Source organism: Arthrobacter sp. NPDC057009 (genome assembly GCF_042673905.1).
Lineage (GTDB): Bacteria > Actinomycetota > Actinomycetes > Actinomycetales > Micrococcaceae > Arthrobacter.
In genome coordinates, this window is the sequence record NZ_JBHUSB010000006.1 from 37,922 (window position 1) to 62,074 (window position 24,153).

Annotated in this window: 26 protein-coding genes; 16 read left to right on the forward strand and 10 right to left on the reverse strand. The window is 66.9% G+C overall.

The features are described from left to right. The first annotated feature begins 26 nt into the window (after nucleotides 1-26). The 4 genes from ACFTR6_RS08105 to ACFTR6_RS08120 all read left to right on the forward strand — a co-directional run bounded on the left by ACFTR6_RS08105 (nucleotide 27) and on the right by ACFTR6_RS08120 (nucleotide 3,125). Entirely contained in the window at nucleotides 27-1,037 is a 1,011-nt protein-coding gene (locus tag ACFTR6_RS08105) for an acetylxylan esterase (protein WP_377957521.1), read from the forward strand. A 320-nt stretch (nucleotides 1,038-1,357) separates the two neighbouring features. Next, nucleotides 1,358-2,494: a 3-deoxy-7-phosphoheptulonate synthase gene (locus tag ACFTR6_RS08110; protein WP_377957522.1), complete on the forward strand. Its 1,137-nt coding sequence runs from the start codon at nucleotides 1,358-1,360 to the stop codon at nucleotides 2,492-2,494. A 98-nt stretch (nucleotides 2,495-2,592) separates the two neighbouring features. Further along, on the forward strand, nucleotides 2,593-2,805 hold the full coding sequence (locus tag ACFTR6_RS08115) for a helix-turn-helix domain-containing protein (RefSeq protein WP_003797758.1): 213 nt from the start codon (nucleotides 2,593-2,595) through the stop codon (nucleotides 2,803-2,805). 221 nt (nucleotides 2,806-3,026) lie between these two features. Next, complete coding sequence (locus ACFTR6_RS08120) at nucleotides 3,027-3,125, forward strand: 30S ribosomal protein bS22 (RefSeq protein ID WP_003792170.1); 99 nt, start codon at nucleotides 3,027-3,029, stop codon at nucleotides 3,123-3,125. A gap of 210 nt (nucleotides 3,126-3,335) precedes the next feature. Here ACFTR6_RS08120 and ACFTR6_RS08125 read toward each other — a convergent pair whose 3' ends face one another. Then, nucleotides 3,336-4,154 carry an HAD family phosphatase gene (locus tag ACFTR6_RS08125; protein WP_076800522.1) on the reverse strand — a complete coding sequence of 273 codons (819 nt, stop codon included), beginning with the start codon at nucleotides 4,152-4,154 and terminating at the stop codon, nucleotides 3,336-3,338. An 83-nt stretch (nucleotides 4,155-4,237) separates the two neighbouring features. Here ACFTR6_RS08125 and ACFTR6_RS08130 point away from each other — a divergent pair, with 83 nt between their 5' ends. Together ACFTR6_RS08130 and ACFTR6_RS08135 are read left to right on the forward strand one after the other, a co-directional pair. After that, the gene (locus ACFTR6_RS08130) at nucleotides 4,238-4,495 is read left to right on the forward strand and encodes a glutaredoxin family protein (RefSeq protein WP_076800524.1); all 258 of its coding nucleotides are present in this window, start codon (nucleotides 4,238-4,240) and stop codon (nucleotides 4,493-4,495) included. 86 nt (nucleotides 4,496-4,581) lie between these two features. Continuing rightward, nucleotides 4,582-5,277, forward strand: a complete 696-nt coding sequence (locus tag ACFTR6_RS08135; protein ID WP_076800526.1) for a redox-sensing transcriptional repressor Rex — start codon at nucleotides 4,582-4,584, stop codon at nucleotides 5,275-5,277. Between the two features lie 89 nt (nucleotides 5,278-5,366). Here the strand turns inward: ACFTR6_RS08135 and ACFTR6_RS08140 are convergent, their stop codons facing one another. Together ACFTR6_RS08140 and ACFTR6_RS08145 are read right to left on the reverse strand one after the other, a co-directional pair. Next, a complete protein-coding gene (locus tag ACFTR6_RS08140; RefSeq protein ID WP_377957523.1) occupies nucleotides 5,367-6,176 on the reverse strand; it encodes a hypothetical protein in 810 nt (269 codons plus the stop codon). A 277-nt stretch (nucleotides 6,177-6,453) separates the two neighbouring features. After that, nucleotides 6,454-7,002, reverse strand: a complete 549-nt coding sequence (locus ACFTR6_RS08145; protein ID WP_076800530.1) for a YceI family protein — start codon at nucleotides 7,000-7,002, stop codon at nucleotides 6,454-6,456. 198 nt (nucleotides 7,003-7,200) lie between these two features. Here ACFTR6_RS08145 and ACFTR6_RS08150 point away from each other — a divergent pair, with 198 nt between their 5' ends. The 5 genes from ACFTR6_RS08150 to ccsB all read left to right on the forward strand — a co-directional run bounded on the left by ACFTR6_RS08150 (nucleotide 7,201) and on the right by ccsB (nucleotide 12,112). Next, complete coding sequence (locus tag ACFTR6_RS08150; protein WP_377957524.1) at nucleotides 7,201-7,866, forward strand: histidine phosphatase family protein; 666 nt, start codon at nucleotides 7,201-7,203, stop codon at nucleotides 7,864-7,866. Between the two features lie 3 nt (nucleotides 7,867-7,869). Beyond that, nucleotides 7,870-8,481, forward strand: a complete 612-nt coding sequence (locus ACFTR6_RS08155; RefSeq protein ID WP_377957525.1) for a TlpA family protein disulfide reductase — start codon at nucleotides 7,870-7,872, stop codon at nucleotides 8,479-8,481. 6 nt (nucleotides 8,482-8,487) lie between these two features. Next, entirely contained in the window at nucleotides 8,488-9,243 is a 756-nt protein-coding gene (locus ACFTR6_RS08160; protein ID WP_076800534.1) for a cytochrome c biogenesis CcdA family protein, read from the forward strand. 164 nt (nucleotides 9,244-9,407) lie between these two features. Continuing rightward, nucleotides 9,408-11,009, forward strand: a complete 1,602-nt coding sequence (locus tag ACFTR6_RS08165; protein ID WP_377957666.1) for a cytochrome c biogenesis protein ResB — start codon at nucleotides 9,408-9,410, stop codon at nucleotides 11,007-11,009. Continuing rightward, nucleotides 11,009-12,112 (forward strand): c-type cytochrome biogenesis protein CcsB, encoded by a 1,104-nt coding sequence (ccsB, locus tag ACFTR6_RS08170; protein ID WP_377957526.1) that lies wholly within the window; start codon nucleotides 11,009-11,011, stop codon nucleotides 12,110-12,112. The genes ACFTR6_RS08165 and ccsB overlap by 1 nt, the downstream gene beginning before the upstream one ends. Before the next feature lie 391 nt (nucleotides 12,113-12,503). Here the strand turns inward: ccsB and ACFTR6_RS08175 are convergent, their stop codons facing one another. Both ACFTR6_RS08175 and ACFTR6_RS08180 read right to left on the reverse strand, forming a co-directional pair. Then, nucleotides 12,504-13,124: a hypothetical protein gene (locus ACFTR6_RS08175; RefSeq protein WP_377957527.1), complete on the reverse strand. Its 621-nt coding sequence runs from the start codon at nucleotides 13,122-13,124 to the stop codon at nucleotides 12,504-12,506. 602 nt (nucleotides 13,125-13,726) lie between these two features. Beyond that, nucleotides 13,727-14,221: a PLD nuclease N-terminal domain-containing protein gene (locus ACFTR6_RS08180; protein ID WP_087873788.1), complete on the reverse strand. Its 495-nt coding sequence runs from the start codon at nucleotides 14,219-14,221 to the stop codon at nucleotides 13,727-13,729. Between the two features lie 129 nt (nucleotides 14,222-14,350). Between ACFTR6_RS08180 and ACFTR6_RS08185 the strand changes: the two genes are divergently transcribed. Next, nucleotides 14,351-14,674 (forward strand): DUF4229 domain-containing protein, encoded by a 324-nt coding sequence (locus tag ACFTR6_RS08185; RefSeq protein WP_377957528.1) that lies wholly within the window; start codon nucleotides 14,351-14,353, stop codon nucleotides 14,672-14,674. A 108-nt stretch (nucleotides 14,675-14,782) separates the two neighbouring features. On the opposite strand, the gene ACFTR6_RS08190 is transcribed toward ACFTR6_RS08185, so the two are convergent. The 5 genes from ACFTR6_RS08190 to ACFTR6_RS08210 all read right to left on the reverse strand — a co-directional run bounded on the left by ACFTR6_RS08190 (nucleotide 14,783) and on the right by ACFTR6_RS08210 (nucleotide 19,235). Next, the gene (locus tag ACFTR6_RS08190; RefSeq protein ID WP_377957529.1) at nucleotides 14,783-15,664 is read right to left on the reverse strand and encodes a 1,4-dihydroxy-2-naphthoate polyprenyltransferase; all 882 of its coding nucleotides are present in this window, start codon (nucleotides 15,662-15,664) and stop codon (nucleotides 14,783-14,785) included. Nucleotides 15,665-15,754: 90 nt separating this feature from the next. Continuing rightward, nucleotides 15,755-16,915, reverse strand: coding sequence for an AMP-binding protein (locus ACFTR6_RS08195; RefSeq protein ID WP_377957530.1), 1,161 nt, complete (start codon nucleotides 16,913-16,915; stop codon nucleotides 15,755-15,757). Nucleotides 16,916-16,981: 66 nt separating this feature from the next. Beyond that, nucleotides 16,982-17,935 (reverse strand): 1,4-dihydroxy-2-naphthoyl-CoA synthase, encoded by a 954-nt coding sequence (locus ACFTR6_RS08200; RefSeq protein WP_377957531.1) that lies wholly within the window; start codon nucleotides 17,933-17,935, stop codon nucleotides 16,982-16,984. Nucleotides 17,936-17,956: 21 nt separating this feature from the next. After that, nucleotides 17,957-18,397: a VOC family protein gene (locus ACFTR6_RS08205; RefSeq protein ID WP_377957532.1), complete on the reverse strand. Its 441-nt coding sequence runs from the start codon at nucleotides 18,395-18,397 to the stop codon at nucleotides 17,957-17,959. Nucleotides 18,398-18,473: 76 nt separating this feature from the next. Continuing rightward, on the reverse strand, nucleotides 18,474-19,235 hold the full coding sequence (locus ACFTR6_RS08210; protein WP_377957533.1) for a CPBP family intramembrane glutamic endopeptidase: 762 nt from the start codon (nucleotides 19,233-19,235) through the stop codon (nucleotides 18,474-18,476). Nucleotides 19,236-19,409: 174 nt separating this feature from the next. On the opposite strand from ACFTR6_RS08210, the gene ACFTR6_RS08215 reads away from it, so the two are divergent. The 4 genes from ACFTR6_RS08215 to ACFTR6_RS08230 all read left to right on the forward strand — a co-directional run bounded on the left by ACFTR6_RS08215 (nucleotide 19,410) and on the right by ACFTR6_RS08230 (nucleotide 24,134). Then, a complete protein-coding gene (locus ACFTR6_RS08215; RefSeq protein WP_377957534.1) occupies nucleotides 19,410-20,372 on the forward strand; it encodes a metal ABC transporter substrate-binding protein in 963 nt (320 codons plus the stop codon). After that, complete coding sequence (locus ACFTR6_RS08220) at nucleotides 20,369-21,178, forward strand: metal ABC transporter ATP-binding protein (protein WP_087873781.1); 810 nt, start codon at nucleotides 20,369-20,371, stop codon at nucleotides 21,176-21,178. The genes ACFTR6_RS08215 and ACFTR6_RS08220 overlap by 4 nt, the downstream gene beginning before the upstream one ends. 3 nt (nucleotides 21,179-21,181) lie before the next feature. Continuing rightward, on the forward strand, nucleotides 21,182-22,054 hold the full coding sequence (locus ACFTR6_RS08225; protein WP_076800559.1) for a metal ABC transporter permease: 873 nt from the start codon (nucleotides 21,182-21,184) through the stop codon (nucleotides 22,052-22,054). A gap of 286 nt (nucleotides 22,055-22,340) precedes the next feature. Further along, nucleotides 22,341-24,134, forward strand: a complete 1,794-nt coding sequence (locus ACFTR6_RS08230) for an ABC-F family ATP-binding cassette domain-containing protein (protein WP_377957535.1) — start codon at nucleotides 22,341-22,343, stop codon at nucleotides 24,132-24,134. The last annotated feature ends 19 nt before the right edge of the window (nucleotides 24,135-24,153 follow it).

The following is a 24,153-nucleotide window of genomic DNA, read 5'->3' on the forward strand; positions in this document are numbered from 1 at the left end:
CCAGTCCCAGGAAGAACGGAAAACCCATGCCGCTGTTCGATCTGCCCCTCGAGGAGCTCCGCCGGTACACGTCCGCAGTGGCAGTGCCGCCCGATTTTGAGGCTTTTTGGGACCGCACGGTCGACGAAACACGGGCCTTTCCGCTGGACGCTGTTTTCGAGCCGGTCGAGAACTACCTGACCGTCGTGGATACCTTCGACGTCACCTTCGCCGGCTTCGGCGGTGCCCCGGTGAAAGGGTGGCTGCACCTGCCGGTGACCCGGGAAGCCGGGACCGAGCTGCCCGCCGTCGTGCAGTATGCCGGCTATTCGGGCGGCCGCGGGCTGGCCAACCAGGACACGCGGTGGGCTCAGGCAGGCTACGCGCACTTCATCATGGACACCCGGGGCCAGGGTTACCGCGGAGCGGTCGGCGACACCGCGGACCCGCACCCGTCGGCCGGGGAGGTGGCGTATGCGGGACTCATGACGCGTGGCGTGGCCAGCCGCGAGGATTACTACTACCGCCGCGTGTACATGGACGCGTTCCGCGCCGTCGAGGCGGCGCAGTCGCATCCGGACGTGGACGCCGCCCGGGTGGTGGTGGCGGGCATCAGCCAGGGCGGCGGCATGGCCGTCGCCGTCGCCGGGCTCGCGGCCGGAAGGCTCGACGGCGTCATCGCCGCCCTGCCCGACGTCCCGTTCCTCCAGGATTTCCCGCGCGCCATCGATATTGCGCCGCGGGGCCCCTACCCCGAGATCGCAGAATTCCTCGGCCGGCACCGCGGGAAATATGAACCCATGCTGGCCGTGCTGAACTACTTCGACGGCGTCAACCTGGGCAGGTCCGCGACGGTCCCCGCGCTGTTCTCCGTGGCCCAGATGGATGACGTCTGCCCGCCGTCGACAGTCTTTGCCAGCTACAACGCCTACGGGGCGGACGCTGGCCCGGCCGCAGGCGCGAAGGACATCGAGGTGTACCGCTTCAACAACCACGAGGGCGGCCAGGAGCACCACTGGATCCGGCAGTTGCAGTACCTCCGCAAGCTGCTGGGCTGAGGCGGACCCACCTCCTGGCTGAGCGCGAACGTACACTTGGGGCCCTTGGAAAGCGCTTCCTTGGGGCCACAACTGTCCGTTCGCGCTCGTCCCGCCGTGCGTAACCGATTTGCGGTGCCGGCAAACCCGCGGCTATGGTGTGGCTATGACTAACCGTTGGTATGCGTATTTTTCGTTGGCTCTGGAGGGGCCCGCGTCTAACTGACACGCATCCAACTTTTCCTTCAGAGCCAACAGGGCAGAGATCATTCTCTGCCCTTCGCCATATCTGCGGCGGGTTCTGACCAGGGGCCCGCTCCGACCCGGAACAGGACCCCCACATGAGCGCAACAGCCACCGAAACCCAGCAGCCGACGTCGAAACGCCAGTCCACGTCCAACCTCAGGGTCAGTGAAATCACCGCGTTGCCCACTCCCCAGGAGATGATTGCGGAACTGCCGCTGGACGCGAAGGCTGCCGGCGTCGTCGAACGCGGCCGCGACGAAGTCCGCGCCATCATGGACGGCGTGGACGACCGTCTGCTGGTGATTGTTGGCCCCTGCTCCATCCACGACCCCAAGGCGGGCCTGGAATACGCCCGCCGGCTGGTGAGCCAGGCCGAGAAGCACAAGGAAGACCTGCTCATCGTCCTGCGCGCGTACTTCGAAAAGCCGCGGACCACCGTGGGGTGGAAGGGCCTCATCAACGATCCGCACCTGGACGGCAGCCACGACATCGCCGGCGGCCTGCGCGCCGCCCGCAGCTTCCTGCAGCAGGTCACCGCGCTGGGGCTGCCCACCGCCACCGAGTTCCTCGAACCCATCAGCCCGCAGTACATGGCCGACCTCATCTCCTGGGGCGCCATCGGCGCGCGGACCACGGAAAGCCAGATCCACCGCCAGCTCGCCTCCGGCCTGTCCATGCCCATCGGCTTCAAGAACGGGACCGACGGCGACCTACAGGTGGCAGTCGACGCCTGCAGCGCAGCCGCGTCTGCCCAGGCCTTCCTCGGGATCGACGGCGACGGCCGGGCCGCGCTGGTGTCCACCGCCGGCAACCCCGACACCCACGTGATCCTGCGCGGCGGCCGGAAGGGCCCCAACTACTCCTCGGCCGACGTCGAGGCGGCCTCGGCCAAGCTCGCGGCCAAGAACCTCAACCCGCGGCTGATCGTGGACGCCAGCCACGCCAACAGCGGCAAGAGCCACCACCGCCAGGCCGAGGTGGCGCTCGAGATCGGCGCCCAGCTCGAAGACGGCGGAACCGCCGCCGGGGCGATCGCCGGCGTGATGCTGGAGAGCTTCCTGGTGGGCGGCGCGCAGAACCTGGACGTGGCCGAACACGCCGCCGGCCACTCGGAGCTGGTCTACGGCCAGAGCGTTACGGATGCCTGCATGGAGTGGGATGTGACGGCGTCGGTCCTCGAACAGCTGGCCGCGTCGTCGCGGAAGCGCCGGGCTTTCACAATGGCCACGTGAGCATCTAGAGTAACTAGAACACGGTTGTTCGATGGCTCAGCATCGGCGCACACCGCAGATAGACCGGCGTCGTTGCTGAGAGCAAAGGAATATGGGTAATGTCCGCAGAGTCGAACTTCTCGAACGCCAAGTTCTTGACCGTGGCCGAGGTGGCTGAGGTAATGCGTGTCTCCAAAATGACCGTGTACCGCCTTGTCCATTCGGGGGAGATGCCCGCCGTGAGGTTCGGCCGCTCCTACCGCGTCCCGGAGACCGCCGTCGAACAGTACCTCAAGGGTGCTGTCGTGGATGGTCACACGGGCACCGCCTGACCGGACCCGACTGACCGCACCGATCCCGTGGTTCTGCAGCCGCCTTGGGGGCCGCTGCACGCCACGGGAGCTGTGCTGGTCAGGGGGTGCTCCGGATAGGCGGTACCCTGTTAAGGAACGTTTTACGTCATTGTAAGAATCTGTCAGTTGTTCAGTCTGTTGCTCAGTCCACGGACCTTCTCCATCAGACAGGTACTGCATCTAGTTTGTAAGGAACTTTCGTGGGTTCAGTTATTAAGAAGCGTCGCAAGCGTATGGCCAAGAAGAAGCACCGCAAGTTGCTTCGTAAGACCCGCCACCAGCGCCGCAACAAGAAGTAGAGTCCGCTCTACGCTTCAATGCCCGTTCCCTTCCGGGGGTGCGGGCATTTTTGCGTCTCCGACCCCAGTCCGCCCTGCGACGCGCCAAATGCCCTGCGACGCGCCAAATGCCCGGCGACACGCCAAATCCCCGGCGCTACGCGAATTCCGGTGTCGAGGGGACCTTCGCGCGTCTCAAGGGAAAAACCGCGTCGGAAGGGAAAGGCAGCGTCAGGCCCGGGGGCCGCGGAACCTCGTGTAGCCGCGCCAGAGGCCGTAGACCGCTCCGCCTGCCGTGGCTGCCTTCAGGCCCAGGGTGGCGGCGCGGCGGCCGGAGCGGAAATCGTAGACCGGCCAGTTGTGTTCGCGGGCGTGCTTGCGCAGCCGGCTGTCGGGGTTGATCGCCACCGGGTGGCCCACCATCGTCAGCAGCGGGATGTCGTTGTAGGAGTCGCTGTAGGCCCAGCAGCGTTTCAGGTCCAGCCCGTGCGCGTCCGCGATGCCCTGGACCGCCACGGCCTTGGCGGCGCCGTGCAGGATGTCCCCGACGAGCCGGCCCGTGTAGAAGCCGTCCTTGGTTTCGCCCACGGTCCCGAGGGCGCCGGTCAGCCCCAGCCTGGTGGAAATCACCGTGGCCACCTCGATGGGGGTGGCCGTGACCAGCCAGACCTTCCGTCCGACGCGCAGGTGCTGCTCGGCCAGGGCCTTGGCTCCGGGCCAGATCCGGGAGGCGATCATCTCGTCGTACACTTCTTCGCCGAGGGCCTTGATGTCCTCCTCCGTGATGCCGGCGGCGAGCCGCAGCGCCGAATCCCGCACCGCGTGGACGTCATTGAGGTTCTCGCCGCGGAGGATGAACTTGAGCTGCTGCCATGCCATGCCCGCCGCCTGCGGAATGGTGAAGGCCCCGCGCTGGTGCATTTTCCTTGCCACGTGGAACAGGCTTGCGCCCCGCATGAGTGTGTTGTCGACGTCGAAGAAGGCAGCCTCGCCGTGTTGCTGCTTCGCAACCGGACGGTGGGCCACAGCGACGTACTTCTCCTCGGGCATGCCACTGAGTCTAGTCAATGCAGTACGCCACATCCGACGGCCGCCGCGTCGCTCCCCGCCGTCAACGGCGCTACGGTTGAAGCATGGCAAACCCCGACGTCGTTCTCCTCACCAAAGCTGACTGCCACCTGTGCGCCGCGGCGCGCGACGCCGTCGGAAGGGTGACTGCCGGGCTGGGACTTTCGTGGTCGGAACGGCAGTTGGACGCCGACGATGAGCTGCGCGACCGCTACGCCGAGGAGATCCCGGTGGTGCTGGTGGACGGCATCCAGCGTGACTTCTGGAAGATCGACGAGGCACGCCTGGAGCGTGTCCTGCGCCGCGCCATGGCGGGGGATTAGCCCATTCCGAACAGCGGCATTGGCTTTGTTGACATAACTGATGGGGATCTAGAGTGGACTCACAACGCGACGCAACGGAGCAGATAGTGACTTCGCTCGATTCACCTCCCCAGGCTGTGCCCGGGCCCACGGGGGCTGCCGGAAAGCAGATTCCGCCGGCGGCCGTGGCCCGGCTGACGATCTACCTGCGCGCGCTGAACTCCCTGCTGGCCGAAGGCACCGAGCGGGTTTCCTCCGAGTCACTGGCTGAACTTTCCGGCGTCAGTTCCTCGACCCTCCGCAAGGATCTGTCCCACGTGGGCTCCTACGGCACCCGCGGCGTGGGCTATGAGGTGCAGTACCTCAGCCGCCACATTGCCGCCGCGCTGGGCCTGACCCATGACTGGAAGGTCGCGATCGTCGGTGCCGGTAACCTGGGCAAGGCGCTGGCACGCTACGGCGGCTTCGAATCCAGGGGCTTTGATGTGGTTGCCATCTTCGACGCCGACCAGATGGTGGTGGGCAACGAGGTGGGCTGGCTGCGGGTCAGCGACGTCGCGGACCTCGAGACCGTCCTGGCGCGGACCGGCACCAACATGGTGGTGCTGGCGCTGCCGGCCGCCGTCGCCCAAAGCGTGTGCGACAGGGTGGTGAACGCAGGCGTGCGCAGCATCCTCAGCTTTGCGCCCGTGATGCTCCAGGTGCCCGACGGCGTGACGTTGCGGAAGGTGGACATGGCCACCGAGCTGCAGATCCTGGCCTACCACGCACAACGGGCGCAGACCCCCGGCCAGCCGGAGTAACTCCGGCTATCCAGGAATCCGCGCCCGCTGGCGGTTTCAGGACTGTTGCTTTGCTCCGCGGTGCCTTGTCTGCGCCTCGGTTTTCGCTTTTAGCGGCCGTACGGGCCGGGCTGCGAATACGGGTTGGCGAACGGCTGCCGCTTCTGGAAGTACGGAGCCGCTCCCGGCAGGTACAGCATCACGATCGCCGCGATGCCGAGCAGGCCCACGAGGGTGTTCAGGCCCGCCGGGAAGAGGCTGAAAACGGACAGCGCCGCAAAGACGGTGCCCAGGATGCGTGCCCAGTTCTTGCCCTTCCGGATGTTGAAGGCCACCAGCGCATAGAGGCCCGCTCCGATCAGGGCAAAGACCACCAGGGATCCGACAATGAAGCCCTTGATGTCCTCGAAGGCAATCTCCTGACCGCTGGTGCGCAGCTGGTCCTCGAACGTGCGCCGCATGGCCGGGTCGTCCAGGGCAGGAATCGTGAGCAGGGCGGACAGGACCGACAGGACGCCGGCTGCGATGATCATCCAGAAGGAATAGTTGACGAGCTTCGGAACGCCGTCGCCCGTGGTCGCCTGGGCCTGCTCCGAGGGGTACTGCCCGTAGGGGGACTGGCCATAGGGGCTCTGGCCGTACGGTGATTGGCCGTACTGTGGCGGGTTCTGGCCGTACTGCGACTGTCCATACTGCGACTGCCCATACTGCGGCGGGTTCTGGCCATAGGGGGACTGCCCGTACTGGGGCGGGTTCTGGCCGTACTGCGGCGGGTTCTGGTTCTGGCCAAACTGGGGAATGTTCTGCCCGTACTGGGGCGCGTCCTGGCCGTAGCGGGGCTGCCCGTTGGCTGACTGGGAACCGTTGTCCGGCTCGTTGGAGCCGGGGTCATTGGAGTGCGGGACTGGAGGATTGCTCATGAGCGGTCCTTTGCATAGTGACGACTGAATCGGCTACCGGTTCAGACACCTGCCCTCCCCAGCCTGGTTCACTTCCCACCGTACCCCTCAGCGGGTGTGCGGTGGATCATTCCGGAGAGGTATTAAAGCCGTGCCAACCTGCGGAAACGCTGCCCGGCCGGGGAGCTGTCGGGCCAGGGACAGCCGACTCGAAAACCTCCGGAATGCCGAACGCCCCGCCTGCGGAGATCCGCGGACGGGGCATTTCGGGCCAGGAACTGTGGCTGCGCGCTGGAACCTAGGCTGCCGGTGCGATGAAGGCGAGCTCGAGGTTGATGGCAACCTTGTCGCTGACCAGGACGCCGCCGGCTTCCAGCACGGCGTTCCAGGTCAGGCCGAAGTCCTTGCGGCTGATGGTGGTTTCGGCAGAAACGCCGGCGCGGGTGTTGCCGAAGGGGTCAACTGCAACGCCGTTGAATTCGGTCTCGAGGGAGACAGGGCGGGTGACACCCTTGATGGTCAGGTCGCCCTTGAGTTCGTAGCTGTCGCCGTTGGCAACGAGGCCGCTGGAGACGAAGTTGATCTCGGGGAACTTTTCGACGTCGAAGAAGTCTTCGCCGCGGACGTGGCCGTCGCGGTTCGCGTCACCGGAGTCGAAGCTGGCGGTCTGGATGGTGGCCTCGACCTTGCTGGCCGTCACGTCGTCGGCAAGATCCAGGGTGGCGGTGGCGTCCTTGAACTGGCCGCGGACCTTGCTGATGCCGGCGTGGCGGACAGTGAAGGCGATTTCGCTGTGGGAGTTGTCGAGGGTCCAGGTGCCGCGGGTGAGTTCGGTGGAAAGTGCCATGGTGGTTCTCCTTAGTATCAGTGGTCGTACTGGTGATCATTGAAGCTTTTGTTGAAGCATCAACTAACTGCTGCATCCAGTATAAACATGCATTTGCATCTTTTATTCCACTGGCAGGGAACTTTTTGAAAAATTTCTGAGTTCTACTCGGTGTAGAAGATTTCGCCATTGCCCCTGCCCTTTGAGAAACTGGTAGACATGCCCCAAGCCACTGTCCATTTGCTCCGCCACGGCGAGGTTCATAACCCCGACGGCGTCCTGTACGGCAGGCTGCCTGAATTCCACCTCTCCGAACTTGGCCGGCAGATGGCGCAGACGCTCGCCGAGCACTTCCGCGAACGCGTATCCCAGGGCGCCAACATCGTGTACCTGGTGGCGTCCCCGCTCACGCGCGCGCAGGAAACTGCGCAGCCCACGTCGGAGGCGCTGGGGCTCGACATCCACACCGACAACCGCATCATCGAGGCCGAAAACCACTTCGAAGGGCTGAAGGTCACCAAGGCCGAGCTGCGCAAGCCGAAGCACTGGCCACACCTGATCAACCCCTTCCGCCCCTCCTGGGGAGAGCCCTACAAGCTGCAGGCAGCGCGCGTGACCGAGGCCGTCCAGGAAGCCCGCGCCAAGGCCATCGAACTCGGCGGCGACGGCGCCGAGGCCATCCTGGTCTGCCACCAGCTTCCCATCTGGGCCACCCGGCTCAGCGCCGAGGGCAAGCCCCTGTGGCACGACCCCCGCAAGCGCGAATGCACCCTGACCTCCCTCACCTCCCTGGTGTTCGGCGACGACGGCGCCCTGCTGCGCGTGGAGTACAGCGAGCCCGCCGCCGCCCTTCTTCCCGGTGCCTCGAGCACCCCCGGAGCCTAAGTTATGACTGAAACACCCAATACTTCCCGCCGCAGCGTCCTCGCCGCCGGCGGCCTGGCCCTCACGGCGATCACCCTGGGCCTGTCCGCCTGCGCCCAGGAGGACGCCCTGGCCAAGCAGGCCAAGGCCGGGGACAACAAGAACTACGTGGCCGGCGACGGCTCGGTGACCGAGTTCGCCGCAGCGGAGCGCAAATCCGGCATCCAGATCCAGGGCACCCTGTTTGACGGCACCACCGTGACCCCCGAGGACTTCCAGGGCAAGGTCACCGTGCTGAACTTCTGGTTCGCCGCCTGCGCGCCCTGCCGCGTGGAGGCGCCGTCCCTGGAGGCGCTGCACCAGGAGTTCAAGAGCAAGGGCGTGCAGTTCTTTGGCGTGAACCTGCGCGATGAGAAGGCCACGGCCGACGCCTTCGACAAGACCTTCGGCCTCACCTACCCGAGCTTCGACGACAAGGACGGCAGCGTGCTGCTGGCCGTGTCCGGCCTGGTGCCCCCGGGCGCCGTCCCCACCACGCTCGTGGTGGACAAGCAGGGCCGGGTGGCGTCGCGCGTTCTGGGGGAGATCGAGAAGGGCACGCTCAAAGCCCTCATCCAGACCGCCGTGGCAGAGTAACCTCCCGTGAACAGCCCCTTCGCCGAAGCCATCCTGAACGGTTCGCTGCTGCTCGCCATTCCGGTGGCGCTGCTGGCCGGACTCGTGTCCTTCCTTTCGCCGTGCGTGCTCCCGCTGGTGCCCGGATACCTGGGCTACGTCACGGGACTCACGGGCGTGGACCTGCAGAAGCAGAAGCGCGGCCGCATGCTGGCGGGCATCGGCCTGTTCGTGCTCGGCTTCTCGGTGATCTTCGTGCTCCTTGGCGGCGCTTTCGGACAGCTGGGGTCCCTGATCTCCGGCGGGCAGAACGCCTGGATCACGCAGGTCCTGGGCGTCCTGGTGATCCTGATGGGCGTGGTGTTCATGGGCGGATTCTCCTGGTTCCAGCGCGACGCCAAGATCCACGCGAAACCGCCGGCTGGCCTCTGGGGTGCGCCGCTGCTGGGAATCACGTTCGGCCTCGGCTGGGCGCCCTGCATCGGCCCCACCTATTCCGCCGTCCAGCTCCTGAGCCTGTCCGGGGGCTCGTCCGCCGCGAAGGGTGCGTTCCTGGCCTTCGTCTATAGCCTTGGGCTGGGCATCCCGTTTCTGCTGATTGCCCTTGCAGTGCGCCGCGGTGCCGGCGTCATGTCCTTCTTCCGCAAGCACCGGCTGGCCATCCAGCGCACCGGCGGCGGAGTCCTGATTGCCTTGGGCATCCTGATGGCCACGGGCCTGTGGGGCGCCTGGGTCACCGAGTTGCAGTACTGGTTCCAAACCGACGTGAAGTTGCCGATCTGATGAGCGAGCGTGTGAAGTCAACCGAGAAATCCCCGGCCGGGGACGTCCCGCAGCCCGGGTCCAGCCAGCCCGACCAAGACGGCGCTGAGCAGAAATCCGCGCCCAAAGACGCCCTGAAGGCTGCCAAGGCGGGGGCAGCCCTCCCGTCCCTGGGCTTCCTGGGCATGCTCCGCTGGGCCTGGACGCAGCTGACCAGCATGCGCACCGCGCTGTTCCTCCTGCTGCTGCTTGCAGTGGCTGCGGTGCCGGGATCGCTGTTCCCGCAGCGGCCGGCCAACCCTTCAGTTGTCACGCAGTACATCAAGGACCACCCCGACTACGGCAAGGTGCTGGACTCGCTGCAGCTGTACGACGTCTACTCCTCGGCCTGGTTCTCGGCCATCTACATCCTCCTGTTCATCTCGCTGATCGGGTGCGTGGTGCCCCGGGCCATCGCCCACTACAAGGCCATGCGGTCCCTGCCCCCGCGCACCCCGAAGCGCCTGTCCCGGCTGCCCGAGTACGGCACCCTGGTGGTGCCGGCGGACGCCGGCATCCCGGCGTCGGACGCCATTGAGGACGCGGCGGCGCTGCTGAAGAAGCGCGGCTACCGCGTTGAGGTAAGGCACGACGACGGCGCGCGGCCGTCTTTGGGGGCCGAGCGCGGCTTCCTGAAGGAAGTGGGAAACCTTGTTTTCCACACCTCGCTGATCGGCGTGCTGGTATCCGTGGCCATCGGCGGCCTGTTCGGGTACAGCGGCCAGCGGATCCTCGTGGAGGGCGACACGTTCGTGAACACCCTGGTGGGCTACGACCAGTTCAATCCCGGCACCAACTTCCAGAGCAGCCAGCTCCAGCCCTACTCGATCCAGCTGGACAAGTTCCAGGCCACGTTCGACCGTGAATCCCAGGGCAAGTTCGGCCAGCCCATCGACTTCACGGCGGACGTCACCACCAAAGAAAACCCCGGGGCCCCGGCCAAGAAGGAAGTCCTCAAGGTCAATGACCCCGTCACGCTCGGCGGCACCAGCATCTACCTGACGGGCAACGGCTACGCCCCCGTGGTCACGGTCCGGGACGGCAACGGCAACATCGCCATGCAGGGGCCCGTGGTGGCCAAGCTGCAGGGCGACAACTACTACTCCTCCGTGGTGATCAAGGTGCCCGACGCCAAGCCTGACCAGCTGGGCTTCGCCGGGTTCTTCCTGCCCACGGCGTTCGTGACGGAGGAAGGCATCTCCTTCAGCGGCGACCCGGAGCTCATCAACCCGCAGCTGAGCCTGAACTCGTACTACGGCGACCTGGGCCTGAACAAGGGTGCCCCGCAGAACGTCTTTGAGCTCGACGTCAAGGACCTCAAGGAACTCAACAGCCGCAACCTCGAAGCCGGTGGCATCACGCTGGCGCCGGGCAACACCTACACGCTGCCCGAGGGCAAGGGTTCCATCACGTTCGACGGCGTGAAGAAGTATGTGGGCGTGGACATCCACCACAACCCCGGCCAGCTCTCGGCGCTGATCTTCGCGCTGCTGGCGGTGGCCGGGCTCATCGTCTCGCTTTACGTGAACCGCCGCCGGGTCTGGGTCCGCACCGGCACCCACGAGGACGGCCGGACCATGGTGGAATACGGCCTCCTGGCGCGCGGCGAGGACCACCGGCTGGCCGGCGAGGCGGCAGCGCTGCGTGGCCTCCTGTTCCGCAGGTGGAACCTGGGCGACGACACCCCCGAAACAGCACCTTCCAACTCCTCACCAGCCGGCTCGCCTGAGCCGAAGAAGGACCAGTAATGCTTCCCATCAACGAGACCATGGGCCAGTACAGCGAGCTGTTCATGCTGCTTGCTGCCGGCACGTACACCGTCGCCTTCATCGCGTTCGCGTGGGACCTGGCCAGGAGCAGCAAGGCGCTCAAGGCGATCGACCTCAAGGCCGCAGCCGCCGGAACGACCGCGGATACGTCCGCCAAGGTTCCGGTTGCGGCCGGCACTGCTGCAGCCGCTTCGGGGACCGAGGGCAGCGGCGGGGACCGCCTGGCCGGACCGGCAGACCGTGCCGAGCGGCCGTCGTCGTACTCCTCGGGCGCCGTACATGCCGGCCAGACCGCCGACGACAGCATGCGGTACGCGGCGGAGCGCCGCGCGGCGGCCCGTGTGGGCGTGGCACTGACCGTCCTGGGCGCGGCGATCCACGCCGCCGCCGTGCTGACCCGCGCGGTGGGCGCCGGCCGAGTGCCGTGGGGCAACATGTACGAGTTCCTGACCACCGGCGCGTTCGTGGCTGTGGCCGTGTTCCTCGTGGTGCTGGTCCGGCGCGACCTGCGCTTCCTCGGCACGTTCGTGGTGGGCCTGGTGATCATCATGCTGGTGGCCGCGTCCGTGGCGTACTGGACGCCGGTCGGCCACCTGGTGCCCGCGCTGCAGAGCTACTGGCTGATCATCCACGTCTCCATCGCTGTCCTGTCCTCGGCACTGTTCACACTGACGTTTGCCATGTCCGCGCTGCAGCTCGTCCAGTCACACCGGCAGAAGACCATTGCAGCCGGGGGCGCCGACAAGCTGGGGTTCATGCGCCTGGTGCCGTCTGCGCTGAGCCTGGAGAACCTGTCCTACCGCATCAACGCAATCGCCTTCATCGGCTGGACCTTCACCCTCATGTTCGGTGCGATTTGGGCCGAGAAGGCCTGGGGCCGCTTCTGGGGCTGGGACACCAAGGAAGTGTGGACGTTCGTGATCTGGGTGGTCTATGCCGGTTACCTGCATGCCCGGGCCACCCGCGGCTGGACGGGGACCCGCGCGGCCTGGCTGTCGATCGTGGGCTACCTGTGCGTAATCTTCAACTTCACCATCGTGAACCAGTTCTTCAACGGCCTGCACTCGTACTCGGGGCTGTAGGGGTCCCGTCGCGCCTGGCGCCTGCGCCGATTTACCGAAATGGGCCGCTTGGGCTCGTCGATTTACCCAAAAGGGCCGCCTGCATGCTTGCTGGGCGGCCCTTTTTTGGCGAAACGGTGAAGCCGCGGGACGGGTGAGGGCTTTGCGTGGCGGGTGGGCTGCGGGTCGCCGCTGCTGATCAGCCGAAGTCTGCCGATTTACCAATAATGGCCGCATGCACTCTTCGATTTACCAAAAAGGGCCGCATGGGTACGTTCATTTACCCAAATGGGCCGCTCAGCTTGCTTGCTGGGCGGCCCTTTTTGGCGAAAGGGTGAGCACGCGGGCCGGCCGGCAGGCTTCGCGGGGCGGAGCCAGGCGGGTATCTGCGGGGAGGGCGAAACGTCGAAGGCTAGCGTGATGGTTTCCAGCCGCGCTTTGTCAGTGCTGCTCGGACCTTGGTGATGGCGGTGGGTTCCTCGCCCGGCACGATGGGATCGAGATCCAACTGCGTCAGAACCAGGACGAGCCAGCCGAGGCTCCGGGCTTTTTCGTCCCGGTAGATGTCGCTCCTCCGCTGGGCCGGGGTTGCGTGGTGGCCGCCGTCGTACTGAAGGGCAACCTTGAACTCCTCGTAGGACATGTCGGGGTCCTGCACCCAGCCGCCGGTCTCATCGAACATAGGTACGTTGATGCCTGGCTCGGGGAGTCCGGCTGCCGTCAGTAGGAGCCTCAGCTCAGTCTCTTTTGGAGAATCAGTGTTTGCGCGGATGAGAGCCCTGGCCTTCATTGCCTTGGGGTACCCGGCCCTGCCCTGCTTCTCAGCGAGGAAAGCGTCCATTGCCCCTGGCGTTGAAAGCGGATCCCTGCGGCGCAGAAGGAAGTCACCGGCAATCACCAGGTCCTTCAGTGACAGAAGGCCCGCAAGGTCGAACCACGTCCGAAGCGGTGACGTGCAGGCCACGTAACGGCCGTCGAAGATGTCCTCTTCGGGCAGCGGAAGTTGGTGGCCGCAGACGTTCTTCCTTCGCACGGCCCTGGCGCCGTCCCGGCTAGTCAAATGGATTACTGCGTGATCCTCAAAACACAGCGGAAGAGGGAAACCCCAGAGTGCAGCGGCGGAGAGATGGCTTATGACCGCTCCGGTTGCGAGTACAAGCCCCCGCGCCCGGACAAGGAGGGTGATCTCCACCGCCGCAGACGTGCGCACCCCATGGCAGGGACTGGCCAAGTCGAGGGCGCGTGTGCGTCTGCGAGTCAGGCCCGCAGCTGAGGCCTGGCGGATGGTGAACGGCTGCGCCTGCAGTGCGGGCGGCAGAGGGCATGGACGCGGCATAGAAGGATTCTGCTGCCCGGGCGGGGCTTTAGGCCGATATCCACAATTTTGGGCCGGTGTGGAGGGATAGTCGCCGTGGCCACGCTCCCCAGCGGGCCAGCACCATGCTTCGCGGTATTGCCACAAAGGGCCGCCTGCCGAAGCCCTGAAGCGGCCGTTTTGGGCAATTCGACTCTAGGGAGCGGCCGTTTTTGGTAATCGAGGCGCCGCCGGGCAGGAGAGATGGGCGACGGCATCGATTTACCAAAAAGGGCCGCTCAGCTAGCTGCTGGGCGGCCTTTTTTGGCGAAAGAGCGGGTCTACTTCGCCTCGGGGTTGCCTTCGGCGTTGGCCTCGCCCGCCGCGCCCGGCTTGCGCGGACCCGGCTCGCCTGCGGGCGGGTTGCCCGTACCTGAATTGCCGCTGCTCGTGGTGCCGGCGCCAGTGCCTGGGGCAGATCCCGTGGCGCCCGTGCGGTGCGGCCCGGCGTCGGCCTGGTTCTTTCCGGCAGCATCGTTCCGCAGCTTGCGGAGCCGCTCCGCCTCGCGACGGCGCTGTTCGAGGTTGCGCAGGAAGTCGGGGTCGTCGTCGGGGGCGGTGGGATGCTGCGGGTAAACCGGCCGGGCCGTGGCCGATGCACGGGGGCGGCCGATCAGGAACCACAGCGCTGCGCCGATGAGTGGCAGAAGGGCAACCATGATGATCCAGGTTGTTTTGGAAAACCCGCGGGTCAGATGCTTGTCGGTTCGGATAACGTCCACCAGTCCGTAGACGTAGATGGCGAGAATGACGACTGCGAGGACAACACGAGGCATGCAATCAGTCTAGCCGCCGTATGCCCCGGCGGAGATTACAGTATGCCCACAGTCATGCGCCAGCAAAACGCCGGACCGGGGCCGCAGATGACGCAGGCTACGGTCAGGCAGGACGGCTAAACTTGGATAGTGGCTTTTCTGAAATACTCCCTGATCCGGCTCGCGATCTTCCTGCCCCTGTTCGTGGTGTTCGTCTTCCTGCAGTTGGGGTGGTTCCTGGCAGTCGTCTGCGCAGGGCTGATTTCCTTTGCCATCAGCTACCTCTTCTTCCAGAAGCAGCGCGATGCCGCGACGGCGTCACTGCACGCCCGCTTCTCCGGCCGGGCCAAGCCCATCCGCACTGCCGGGGAGATCGACGATGCCCAGGCCGAGGACCACCTCGTGGACACCCACCCGGACGTCACCATCCGCAACGAAGTCAAGAAGCGCGAACCGCGCGGCGAGGACGCCTAGCACTGGAAAGGGCCTGCGGACGCCTAGCCCTGAGGCGCCCGCGCCTGCAGTCTCCCAGCCCTGTAGGGTCCGGCCTCTGAAGATGCCCGGACCTGAAGGCGCCCGGGCTTACAGTCCGGTGCTCAGCACGAGTCCCAGCGAGAACAGCACGGCGTAGCCGAGGTTGATGAGGCCTGTCTGCTTCAGGACGGGGATCAGGCTCTTGCGCTTCCGTCCGTTGATCATCAGCCAGGCCGGCATCAGGCAGGCCGGGATCAGCAGCAGCACGATCAGCATCCACGGCCGCGTCGGCGCGAGGATCACCACGAGCAGGATGGCCACGGCAAGCATCAGCACGTAGCTTTCGCGGGCATGCTTGTCGCCCAGCCGCACCGCCAGGGTCTTCTTTCCGGCCTGGATGTCCGACGGGATGTCCCGCACGTTGTTGGCCATCAGCAGGGCGCAGGCGATGAGGCCCGTGCCGATCGCGCCGATCACCGCGGGCAGCCCGATCTGCCCCGCCTGCGTGTAGGTGGTGCCAAGGGTGGCCACGAGCCCGAAGAACACGAACACGAAGACGTCGCCCAGGCCCATGTAGCCGTACGGGTTCTTGCCTCCCGTGTAGCCCCACGCCGCCATCACGCAGCCCACGCCCACCAGCAGGAGCCACCACGTCTGGGTGATGATGACCAGTACCAGGCCCACCAGCATCGCCAGGCCGAAGGCGCCGAACGCGGCGTACTTCACGTGTTCGGGCCGGGCAGCACCGGAACCGACCAGCCGCAGCGGGCCCACACGGTTCTCGTCCGTTCCGCGGATCCCGTCCGAGTAGTCGTTGGCGTAGTTGACGCCGACCTGCAGCAGCAGCGCCACGAGGGCAGCCAGGACCGCATTGAGCAGGAGGAAGGAACCCATCTCATAGGCCGCTGCCGAGCCGATCAGGACAGGGGCGATCGCGGCCGGCAGGGTGCGGAGCCGGGCGCCTTGGATCCATTGTGCGGCTGTGGCCACGGTAATACCTCGTGTTGGGTCGGTGGTACGTTCGAAAAGCATGGGCATGCGCTGGGCACACCGAAGCCGCAGCGGCGCGGCAGAACTACTCTATTTTCCCTGATGGAGCGCGTTGAGCCGTTCAATCATCGCCAGCCGGTCCGGCTTGCCGTTCGGCAGCATGATCAGCTCACTGGCCGGAAGGACAGTCTTCGGGGCCAGCAGCCCCAGTGTCCGGTGCCATTCCTCGGCCCAGGCCGCCCCGTCCCGTCCGGCAGCGGGAGCAGAGCTCCCGTCGCCGGAAACGGGGGCGACTGCAACATAAGCCGCTACGGCCTGGCCCCATTTCGCGGACGTGACGCCGGCGACGAACGCCGCCGTGACGCCGTCGGACTTTTCCAGCTCAGCCTGCACGTGCGCGGCGGAAACCTTGACGCCGCCGGTGATGATGACGTCGTCGGCGCGGCCCAGCACGGTAAGCCGGCCGTCGGCGTCCAGTGCACCAAGGTCGTTGGTCCGGTACCAGCGGTTGCCGTCCTCTTCGACGAAAGCCTCGGCCGTCAGCGACGGCGCGTCCAGGTAGCCCGCTGCGAGGGTGGCTCCGCCGAGGTGGATCCGGCCGTCCTCGGCGAGCCGCAGGGCCACGCCCTCGAGCGGATAGCCGTCGTACACGCAGCCGCCGCAGGTTTCGGCCGCGCCGTAGGTGGTGACCACGCGGAGGCCTGCGTCCCGGGCGGACTCGAGGAGCTCGGCAGAGGCCGGCGCGCCGCCGAGCAGGATGCCGTTGAAGCGGCGCAACACGGCGAGCGTGTCCGCCGACGGGTCCGCGAGCAGGCGCTGCAGCTGCGTGGGCACCAGCGAGGTGAAACGGATGTTGTCGGTCAGTTCCAGTGCCGCCGCGGTGAAGGCGTTCGCGGTAAAGCCTTCGGACAGGTCCATCGCCCAGGGCCGGGTGCCTGCGAACAGCGACCGGACCAGCACCTGCACGCCGGCTACGTACTGCAGCGGCAGGGCCAGGAGCCACTGGCCCTCGCCCTTGAGCGCGAAGGCGGTGGCCATCGACGACGCCGCCAGCGCGTCCACCGTCAGGACCGTCGCCTTGGGCGTCCCGGTGGACCCGGACGTGCGGACCACAGCGACGGCGTCCTCGAACCCGGGTGTCTCCACCGGCGTCACCACCGGCTCGCCGTCCGGGCCGGCGGAGAGTTCGACGGCGGGACCCTCACCGTGGAGCGCGGCCGCCAGCGCCTTGAGGGCCGGCTCGATATTCACTGCGGGCGCCTGTGTTGTGTGGGCATGGGGTGCGCGGGCATGGGGTGCCTTCCGACGAGTGCGGGCTTAGAAGTAGTACGGGAACTTGGACCAGTCGGGGTCGCGCTTCTGCAGGAACGCCTCCTTGCCCTCCACGGCCTCGTCCGTCATGTAGGCCAGGCGGGTGGCTTCGCCGGCGAACACCTGCTGGCCTGCGAGGCCGTCATCGGCGAGGTTGAAGGCAAACTTGAGCATCCGGATGGCCTGCGGGGACTGCCGGGCGATGTCGGCGGCATACTCCAGGGCCACCTCCTCGAGGCGCTCGTGGTCCACTGCCTCGTTCACGGCGCCCATCCGAACCATGTCCTCGGCGGAATATTCACGCGCGAGGAAGAAGATTTCCCGCGCTGCCTTCTGGCCGATCTGCCGGGCCAGGAGTGCCGAGCCGTAGCCGGCGTCGAAACTTCCCACGGTGGCGTCCGTCTGCTTGAACTTGCCGAACTGGCGCGAGGCGATGGTCAGGTCCGAGACCACGTGCAGGGAATGCCCGCCGCCCGCTGCCCAGCCATTAACGACGGCGATGACCACCTTGGGCATGGTCCGCATGAGCCGCTGGACCTCCAGGATGTGGAGCCGGCCGGCGCGGGCAGGGTCGATGGTTTCCTGCGTCTCGCCGTCGGCATACCTGTAACCATCGCGTCCCCGGATCCGCTGGTCCCCGCCCGAGCAGAACGAATGCCCTCCATCCTTGGGTGAGGGGCCGTTGCCGGTGAGCAGCACGGTGGCCACATCCGGCGTCATCCGTGCGTGGTCCATGGCCCGGTACAGCTCGTCCACCGTTCCCGGGCGGAAGGCGTTACGGACCTCCGGACGGTTGAACGCGATGCGGACGGTGGGCAGGTCCCGCGTGACGGTGCCGTCCTCGGAACGCTCCACCTGCCGGTGGTAGGTCAGGTCCTGGAAGTCGTCGAAGCCGGACACGGTGCGCCAGCGGGACAGGTCAAAGACGTCGGATACCTTGGCGGGGAATTCGTTGCTCACCGTCCAAGTCTAGTAATCGGCTCAGCTGATGCAGAACTCGTTGCCCTCGGGGTCGGCCATGGTGTGCCATTCGTGCGGTCCCTGGCTGGCGGTCCAGAGGAAGGTGGCGCCGCGGGCTTCGAGTTCGGCGCGGACCTCGTCCTTGTCCCGGCCGTCGAGGCGCACGTCCCAGTGCACCCGGTTCTTGATGGTCTTCTGCTCCGGCACGGTCTGGAACAGGAGGCGCCGTTCCGGTGCCTTCGAGTCGATTTCCTCCGTGGGCCGGATCGCCGCGCCGTCCCGCCAGACGAGCTTGCCGTTGTGGGTCATGGTCTGGTCTTCTGTGGCGAAGCCCTGGCTGATCATGGACCGGATGAAGCCCTCGTCCTGCGGCTCCACGGACCAGTCCAGCGTCTCGGCCCACCAGTCGGCGAGGTCATGCGGATGCTTGCAGTCGATGGCGATCTGAATGTTGAGTCCCATGGCACCAAGCTATGATGGCGGCGCCGCCCACGGATAGGGGTCCGGACGCATCCGTCACGTGTACGGCGCGCTCTTGTTAGCCCTGGACCCGCTGCAGCTGGTCCAGGAGTTCCGGCGGGATGGTGTACAGGAAGATCGCGGCCAGCAGGTTCTTGGCCGCGTGCACGAGGTAGGCGAACATCAGGTTGCGCCCTGTCCAGACGTAGACAAACACCAGCGTTCCGCCCATGGCCAGGTACGGCATGAGGGCGGCAAGGGTGAGCGCCTCCTGGCCCACGATGTGCAGCGCGGCGAAGAGGACCACGGACAGGGTGCAGCAGATCCAGATGTTGACGCGCCTGCTCAGCTTTCCGATCAGCAGATGCCGGAACACATATTCCTCGACGAACGGCCCGACGACGACGATCAGCGGCACCATCAGCCAGGCCGGCACCTGCCGCATGAGCGCCTGCAGCCCGGCCTGGTTGGCGGACGTCTCGGTGGTCCCGCCCACGGCCACCAGGATTGCGGTGACAATCATCATCACGACGACGGCCAGCGGCACCATCGCGAGCGTGAACCAGGGACGGGTGGCCAGCACCTTCAGGTCCCTGGACACCACCCCGCGCGCGGCGAACAAGGCCAGGGCACCGACGCAGCCGTAGAACAAAAGGTTCACGCCGTAGGAGGCGACGGCCGGCGTCGGAGCCAGCTGCCGGAGCAGCGGCAGCAGGAGTTCGCCGGCCAGCGCGAAGAAGGCGGCGACGGCCACATAAAGCCCGACGGCGGTGAGGTCCAGCGGCGAAAACCGATACAGATCCGGCCGCGGAGCAGGAAGCATTCGTCTGGTGTTCACCATGCTTCCAGCCTAGTGGGCCAGCACCTGCGCCAACGGACAGTTGTGGCCCCGTGCGAACGGACAGTTGCGGCCCCGCGCGAACGGACACTTGCGGCCCTGCACGAACGGACATTTGCGGCCCCGGTGTGACGCATCACATTGCAGGGGTGGAACGGCGCCGATAAAATATTCGGTATGCCTAACTTTTGGTTTCGGTGCGCCAAAGTAGTCCGCCGAACTCTTGCCCTTGTGCCCAGCCGCAGCCGGGGAGCAGCCTCAGTGGTGCTTCTTTGCCTGGCCCTGACAGCGTGCGGCAGAAACGCCACGGGCGGCGACGGCCGGCCCGTGGTGCTGACGACGTTCACGGTGCTGGCGGACGTGGCCAGGAACGTGGCCGGTGACAAGCTGCAGGTGGAATCCATCACCAAGGCCGGCGCCGAGATCCACGGCTACGAACCCACCCCCGGGGACATCCGGAAGGCTTCACAGGCGGACCTGATCCTGGATAACGGGCTCAACCTGGAGGCCTGGTTCGGTCAGTTCGTCGAGGGCCTGGATGTGCCGCACGCCGTGGTGAGCGAGGGCGTGGACGTGATGTCCATCCGCGAGGACTCGTACCAGGGCAAGCCGAACCCGCATGCCTGGATGTCGCCGGTCAACGTCCAGATCTACGTAGACAACATGGTGAAGGCCTTTTCCAAGCTGGATCCCGCGAATGCCGAAGTTTTCGAGGCCAACGGCAAGGCCTACAAGGCGAAGCTCCAAGCCGTGCAGGACGAGATGAAAGCCAAGCTCGCCGCCCTGCCCAAGAATCAGCGTGCCCTGGTGACCTGCGAAGGCGCCTTCTCCTACCTGACCCGCGACGCCGGCCTCGACGAGGTGTACATCTGGGCCGTCAACGCCGAGCAGCAGGCCACGCCCCAGCAGATCACCGAGGCGATCGCGTACGTCCGCGCCAACAACGTGCCAGCCGTCTTCTGCGAGTCGACGGTCTCCGACGCCCCGATGCGGCAGGTGGTGGAAGCCACAGGCGCAAAGTTCGGCGGCGTGCTGTACGTGGACTCCCTCTCCGAAGCGGACGGGCCGGTGCCCACGTACCTGGACCTGATCCGGCATGACTCCCAAGTGATTACCACCGCCCTCGCAGGTGCATCATGAGCGCCTTCACCGTCCACCGCGCCGCAGAAGCCGCGCAGGCACAGCCGCAACCGGCAATCCAGGTCGAGAACGTCACCGTGCACTATGGCGAGGTCCTTGCCCTGGATGCCGCCTCGCTGGTCCTTGAGCCGGCGCGGATCTGCGGGCTGGTCGGGATGAACGGTTCGGGCAAGTCCACCCTGTTCAAGACCATCATGGGCATGATCAGGCCCGACGCCGGCCGCGTCCTGATCAACGGGGCGCCGCCGGCCAAAGCGCGGAAGGTAGGCGGCATCGGGTACGTCCCGCAGAGCGAGGACGTGGACTGGCAGTTTCCGCTGTCCGTCCGCGACCTGGTGATGATGGGGCGCTACGGCCACCAGGGCTTCACCCGGCGGCCGTCCAAGGCAGACCGTGCTGCCGTGGATGAGGCCCTGGACCGCGTGGAACTTGCCGATTTCGCCAGCCGGCAGATCGGCCAGCTGTCCGGCGGCCAGAAGAAACGCGCCTTCGTGGCACGGGGCATAGCGCAGGGTGCCACCATCATGCTGCTCGACGAGCCGTTTGCCGGCGTTGACAAGCGCTCGGAGGCGACCATCACCCGGCTGCTCCGCGAGCTCGCGACGGACGGCTGCACGATCCTCATTTCCACGCATGACCTCCATGCGCTGCCGCAGCTGTGCGATGAAGCCGTACTGCTCATGCGCAAAGTGCTCATGCACGGGGCGCCGGAGGTGGTGCTGCAGCCGGAGAACCTGGCCATGGCGTTCGGGCTGGATGTCCTGAACCGGGACGGGGAGCACGGCCGGCACGGGGCAGGGAGCTGAATCATGGATCCGATCACTCTCCTGCTGGAGCCCCTCGGCTACGACTTCATGGTGCGGGCCATCCTCACCACTGCGCTCGCCGCAGTGGTCTGCGCGGTCCTGAGCTGCTGGCTGGTCCTCATCGGCTGGTCCCTTATGGGTGATGCGGTCTCCCACGCGGTCCTGCCCGGCGTCGTGCTGGCGTACATCGTGGGGGCGCCGTTTGCGCTCGGGGCGCTGGTGTTCGCGCTGGTGGCCGTGACGCTCATCGGGGTGGTCCGCAACACCAGCCGGGTGAAGGAGGACGCTGCGATAGGCATCGTGTTCACGTCCCTTTTCGCCCTCGGCCTGGTGCTGATCTCGGTGACGCCGAGCCAGACAGACCTCAACCACATCATCTTCGGCAACCTGCTGGGCGTCAGCATGCCCGACCTCATCCAGGTGCTCGTGCTGGGCGTGGTGGCGTTCGCCATCCTCATCCTGAAGCGCCGGGACCTCACGCTCTACGCCTTCGACCCCACACACGCCCACGCCATCGGCCTCTCGCCGCGCCGGCTGGGGGCATTGCTGCTGGGTTTGCTGGCGCTGACCTCGGTGGTGGCGCTGCAGACCGTGGGCGTGGTGCTCGTGGTGGCCATGCTCATCATCCCGGGTTCCACCGCGTACCTGCTCACGGACCGCTTCTCCCGCATGCTGGTGATCGCGCCGGCGATCTCCGCGGCGTGCTCCATCGCCGGGATCTATTTCAGCTACTACCTGGACACCGCGTCCGGCGCCATGGTGGTCCTCACCCAGGGAGCCGTGTTCGCCGTCGTCTACCTGTTCAGCCCCCGGCAGGGGCTGATCGGCACCCGGCTGGCCAAGGCCCGCCGTCGGAAAGCGGCTCTGGCCGTTTAGCCGCAGGGGGAGCCCGACGCCGGTCCGCGCCTTGGGGAGTGCGCGAACGGACAGTTGTGGCCCCGAGGGAGCGCTCATTTAGGGCCACAACTGTACGTTCGCGCTCCCAGCGTAGTGGGCCCGACGGCGGTGCGCGCCTTGACCGCGCAGCCCCCGCCGGGCAGGCTTGACCCATGAAGTCCTAGACCGTGGCGCCGGCAGCTGCCGGCCCGCACACCGCTATGGCCCGATCAGGCCCCGTCGAGCTCGAGCTCCGGGGCCGCCCTTTGGACTGCGAGGACTTCTTATGGCTGAACACAATTTCCGGACGGAACAGCTCCGCCTGTCCGGCGTCTCCCACGGCTACGGGGACCGCGAGCTCTTCAGCGGCGTCGAACTGGTGATCGCCGCGGGGGAACACGCCGCCGTCGTGGGCGAGAACGGCGCCGGCAAATCCACGCTGCTGCGGATCCTCGCAGGCATCGAGGCGCCCGCGGAAGGCACGGTCCAGCGGCAGGGCCGGGTCGGTTACCTGGCACAGACCTCAGGGCTTCCTGCCCGGCTGACCGTAGCGGACGCGATCGACGATGCGCTCCGCGCCCTGCGCGGGATGGAAGCCGAGCTGGAACGGCTGGAGGACGGCCTGGCGTCGGCCGGCCCCGCAGAGCTCGAGGCTTACGGGAATCTCCAGACCCAGTTCCAGCTGCGGGAAGGCTACGCCGCGGAAGCCCGGGTGGAGGCGGCGCTGGACCGGTTGGGCCTGGGCGGCGTGGAGCGCAGCAGGACGCTCGGGTCGCTGTCCGGCGGGGAGCAGGAGCGCGTGGCGCTGGCGTGCCTGCTGGCCGATCCCGCGGACATTCTGCTCCTGGACGAGCCCACGAACCACCTCGACGCCAGCGGCACGGCCTGGCTGGAAGGACGCCTCGCCGCCCACCGGGGCGCCGTGGTGGTGGTCTCGCACGACCGCGTGCTGCTGCGGAAGGTCGCCACCGCCGTGATCGAGGTGGACGCCGAGCGCCGGACCGTGAACCGTTACGGCAACGGCTACGACGGTTACCTGAAGGAGAAACGGGCCGAACGCCAGCGGTGGGTGCAGCAGTACCACGGCTGGCTCGACGTCATGGACGCCGAACGCCGCCAGGCGGATACCGTGGCCGGACGGATGGGCTATGCCCGCCGCCGGGACAACGACAAGGCCGGCTTCGATTTCAAGACGGGAACCTGGGAGCGGGCCGCCGCCAGCAAGATCCGCAATGCGCAGGAGCGGCTGCGCCGCCTGGAGGACAATCCCGTCGAGCGCCCGCCGGAACGCCTGAAGCTCGACGCCGGGTTCGACGCCGGATTCGGCGGCGGGTCCGACGGCGGGCTGAACGCCGGGCTCGACGGCGGGCCGGACAGTTCCGCTGCAGCTTCCGGCATGGGCGCCGGCGGTTCGGACGGAGCCCCGGAAGCGGCGGGCCGGGTCCTGCATGCCCGCAATGCACGCGTGCCTGGCCGCCTGGATATCCCGGAGTTCCGGGTGGACCGCGGGCAGAAGATCCTCATCACGGGGCCCAACGGCGCCGGGAAGTCCACGCTGCTCTCCGTCCTGGCTGGCACCCTCGAGCCGGACGCGGGCCAGGTGCTGCGCCACGGCCGGATCGGTTACCTGCAGCAGGAACTGGAGCTGCCCGAGTATCCGTCCCTGCGGCTGCTGCCTGCCTTTGCTGCCGGGCTGGGCGGAAACATCGACGACCACGCGGAGGCGCTGCTGCGCCTGGGCCTCTTCCGGACCAGCGAGTTCCACGTGCCGGTGGGCGCGCTGTCCGCAGGCCAGCAGCGCAGGTTGGCACTCGCGCGGCTGCTGCTGGGCCACAACGAGGTCATGCTCCTGGACGAGCCCACCAACCACCTGGCCCCGGCGCTGGTGGAGGAACTGGAATCGGCGCTCGCGGACTTCGGCGGAACCGTGGTGATGGTCAGCCATGACCGGGCGCTGGGGGAATGGTTCGACGGCTGCGCCGACCGCGCCCGCGGCCGGGCCGGCGAAGATACGCCGGCCACGTGGCTCAGGTACACGATGGCTGACGGGGCGCTGGAGAAGGTTGCGCTCCCGGCCTGAGAAAAAACCCAGGCCCGGC

Excerpts from the sequence above, each read along its gene's own strand:
- ACFTR6_RS08225 (WP_076800559.1), top strand. The coding sequence starts at position 21,182 with ATGGATCCGATCACTCTCCTGCTGGAGCCCCTCGGCTACGACTTCATG.
- ACFTR6_RS08110 (WP_377957522.1), top strand. The coding sequence starts at position 1,358 with ATGAGCGCAACAGCCACCGAAACCCAGCAGCCGACGTCGAAACGCCAG.
- ACFTR6_RS08180 (WP_087873788.1), bottom strand. The coding sequence starts at position 14,221 with ATGCCTCGTGTTGTCCTCGCAGTCGTCATTCTCGCCATCTACGTCTAC.
- ACFTR6_RS08210 (WP_377957533.1), bottom strand. The coding sequence starts at position 19,235 with ATGGTGAACACCAGACGAATGCTTCCTGCTCCGCGGCCGGATCTGTAT.
- ACFTR6_RS08205 (WP_377957532.1), bottom strand. The coding sequence starts at position 18,397 with ATGGGACTCAACATTCAGATCGCCATCGACTGCAAGCATCCGCATGAC.
- ACFTR6_RS08150 (WP_377957524.1), top strand. The coding sequence starts at position 7,201 with ATGCCCCAAGCCACTGTCCATTTGCTCCGCCACGGCGAGGTTCATAAC.
- ACFTR6_RS08125 (WP_076800522.1), bottom strand. The coding sequence starts at position 4,154 with ATGCCCGAGGAGAAGTACGTCGCTGTGGCCCACCGTCCGGTTGCGAAG.
- ACFTR6_RS08215 (WP_377957534.1), top strand. The coding sequence starts at position 19,410 with ATGCCTAACTTTTGGTTTCGGTGCGCCAAAGTAGTCCGCCGAACTCTT.
- ACFTR6_RS08115 (WP_003797758.1), top strand. The coding sequence starts at position 2,593 with ATGTCCGCAGAGTCGAACTTCTCGAACGCCAAGTTCTTGACCGTGGCC.
- ACFTR6_RS08140 (WP_377957523.1), bottom strand. The coding sequence starts at position 6,176 with ATGAGCAATCCTCCAGTCCCGCACTCCAATGACCCCGGCTCCAACGAG.
- ccsB (WP_377957526.1), top strand. The coding sequence starts at position 11,009 with ATGCTTCCCATCAACGAGACCATGGGCCAGTACAGCGAGCTGTTCATG.
- ACFTR6_RS08230 (WP_377957535.1), top strand. The coding sequence starts at position 22,341 with ATGGCTGAACACAATTTCCGGACGGAACAGCTCCGCCTGTCCGGCGTC.
- ACFTR6_RS08145 (WP_076800530.1), bottom strand. The coding sequence starts at position 7,002 with ATGGCACTTTCCACCGAACTCACCCGCGGCACCTGGACCCTCGACAAC.
- ACFTR6_RS08165 (WP_377957666.1), top strand. The coding sequence starts at position 9,408 with ATGCTCCGCTGGGCCTGGACGCAGCTGACCAGCATGCGCACCGCGCTG.
- ACFTR6_RS08220 (WP_087873781.1), top strand. The coding sequence starts at position 20,369 with ATGAGCGCCTTCACCGTCCACCGCGCCGCAGAAGCCGCGCAGGCACAG.
- ACFTR6_RS08130 (WP_076800524.1), top strand. The coding sequence starts at position 4,238 with ATGGCAAACCCCGACGTCGTTCTCCTCACCAAAGCTGACTGCCACCTG.
- ACFTR6_RS08105 (WP_377957521.1), top strand. The coding sequence starts at position 27 with ATGCCGCTGTTCGATCTGCCCCTCGAGGAGCTCCGCCGGTACACGTCC.
- ACFTR6_RS08155 (WP_377957525.1), top strand. The coding sequence starts at position 7,870 with ATGACTGAAACACCCAATACTTCCCGCCGCAGCGTCCTCGCCGCCGGC.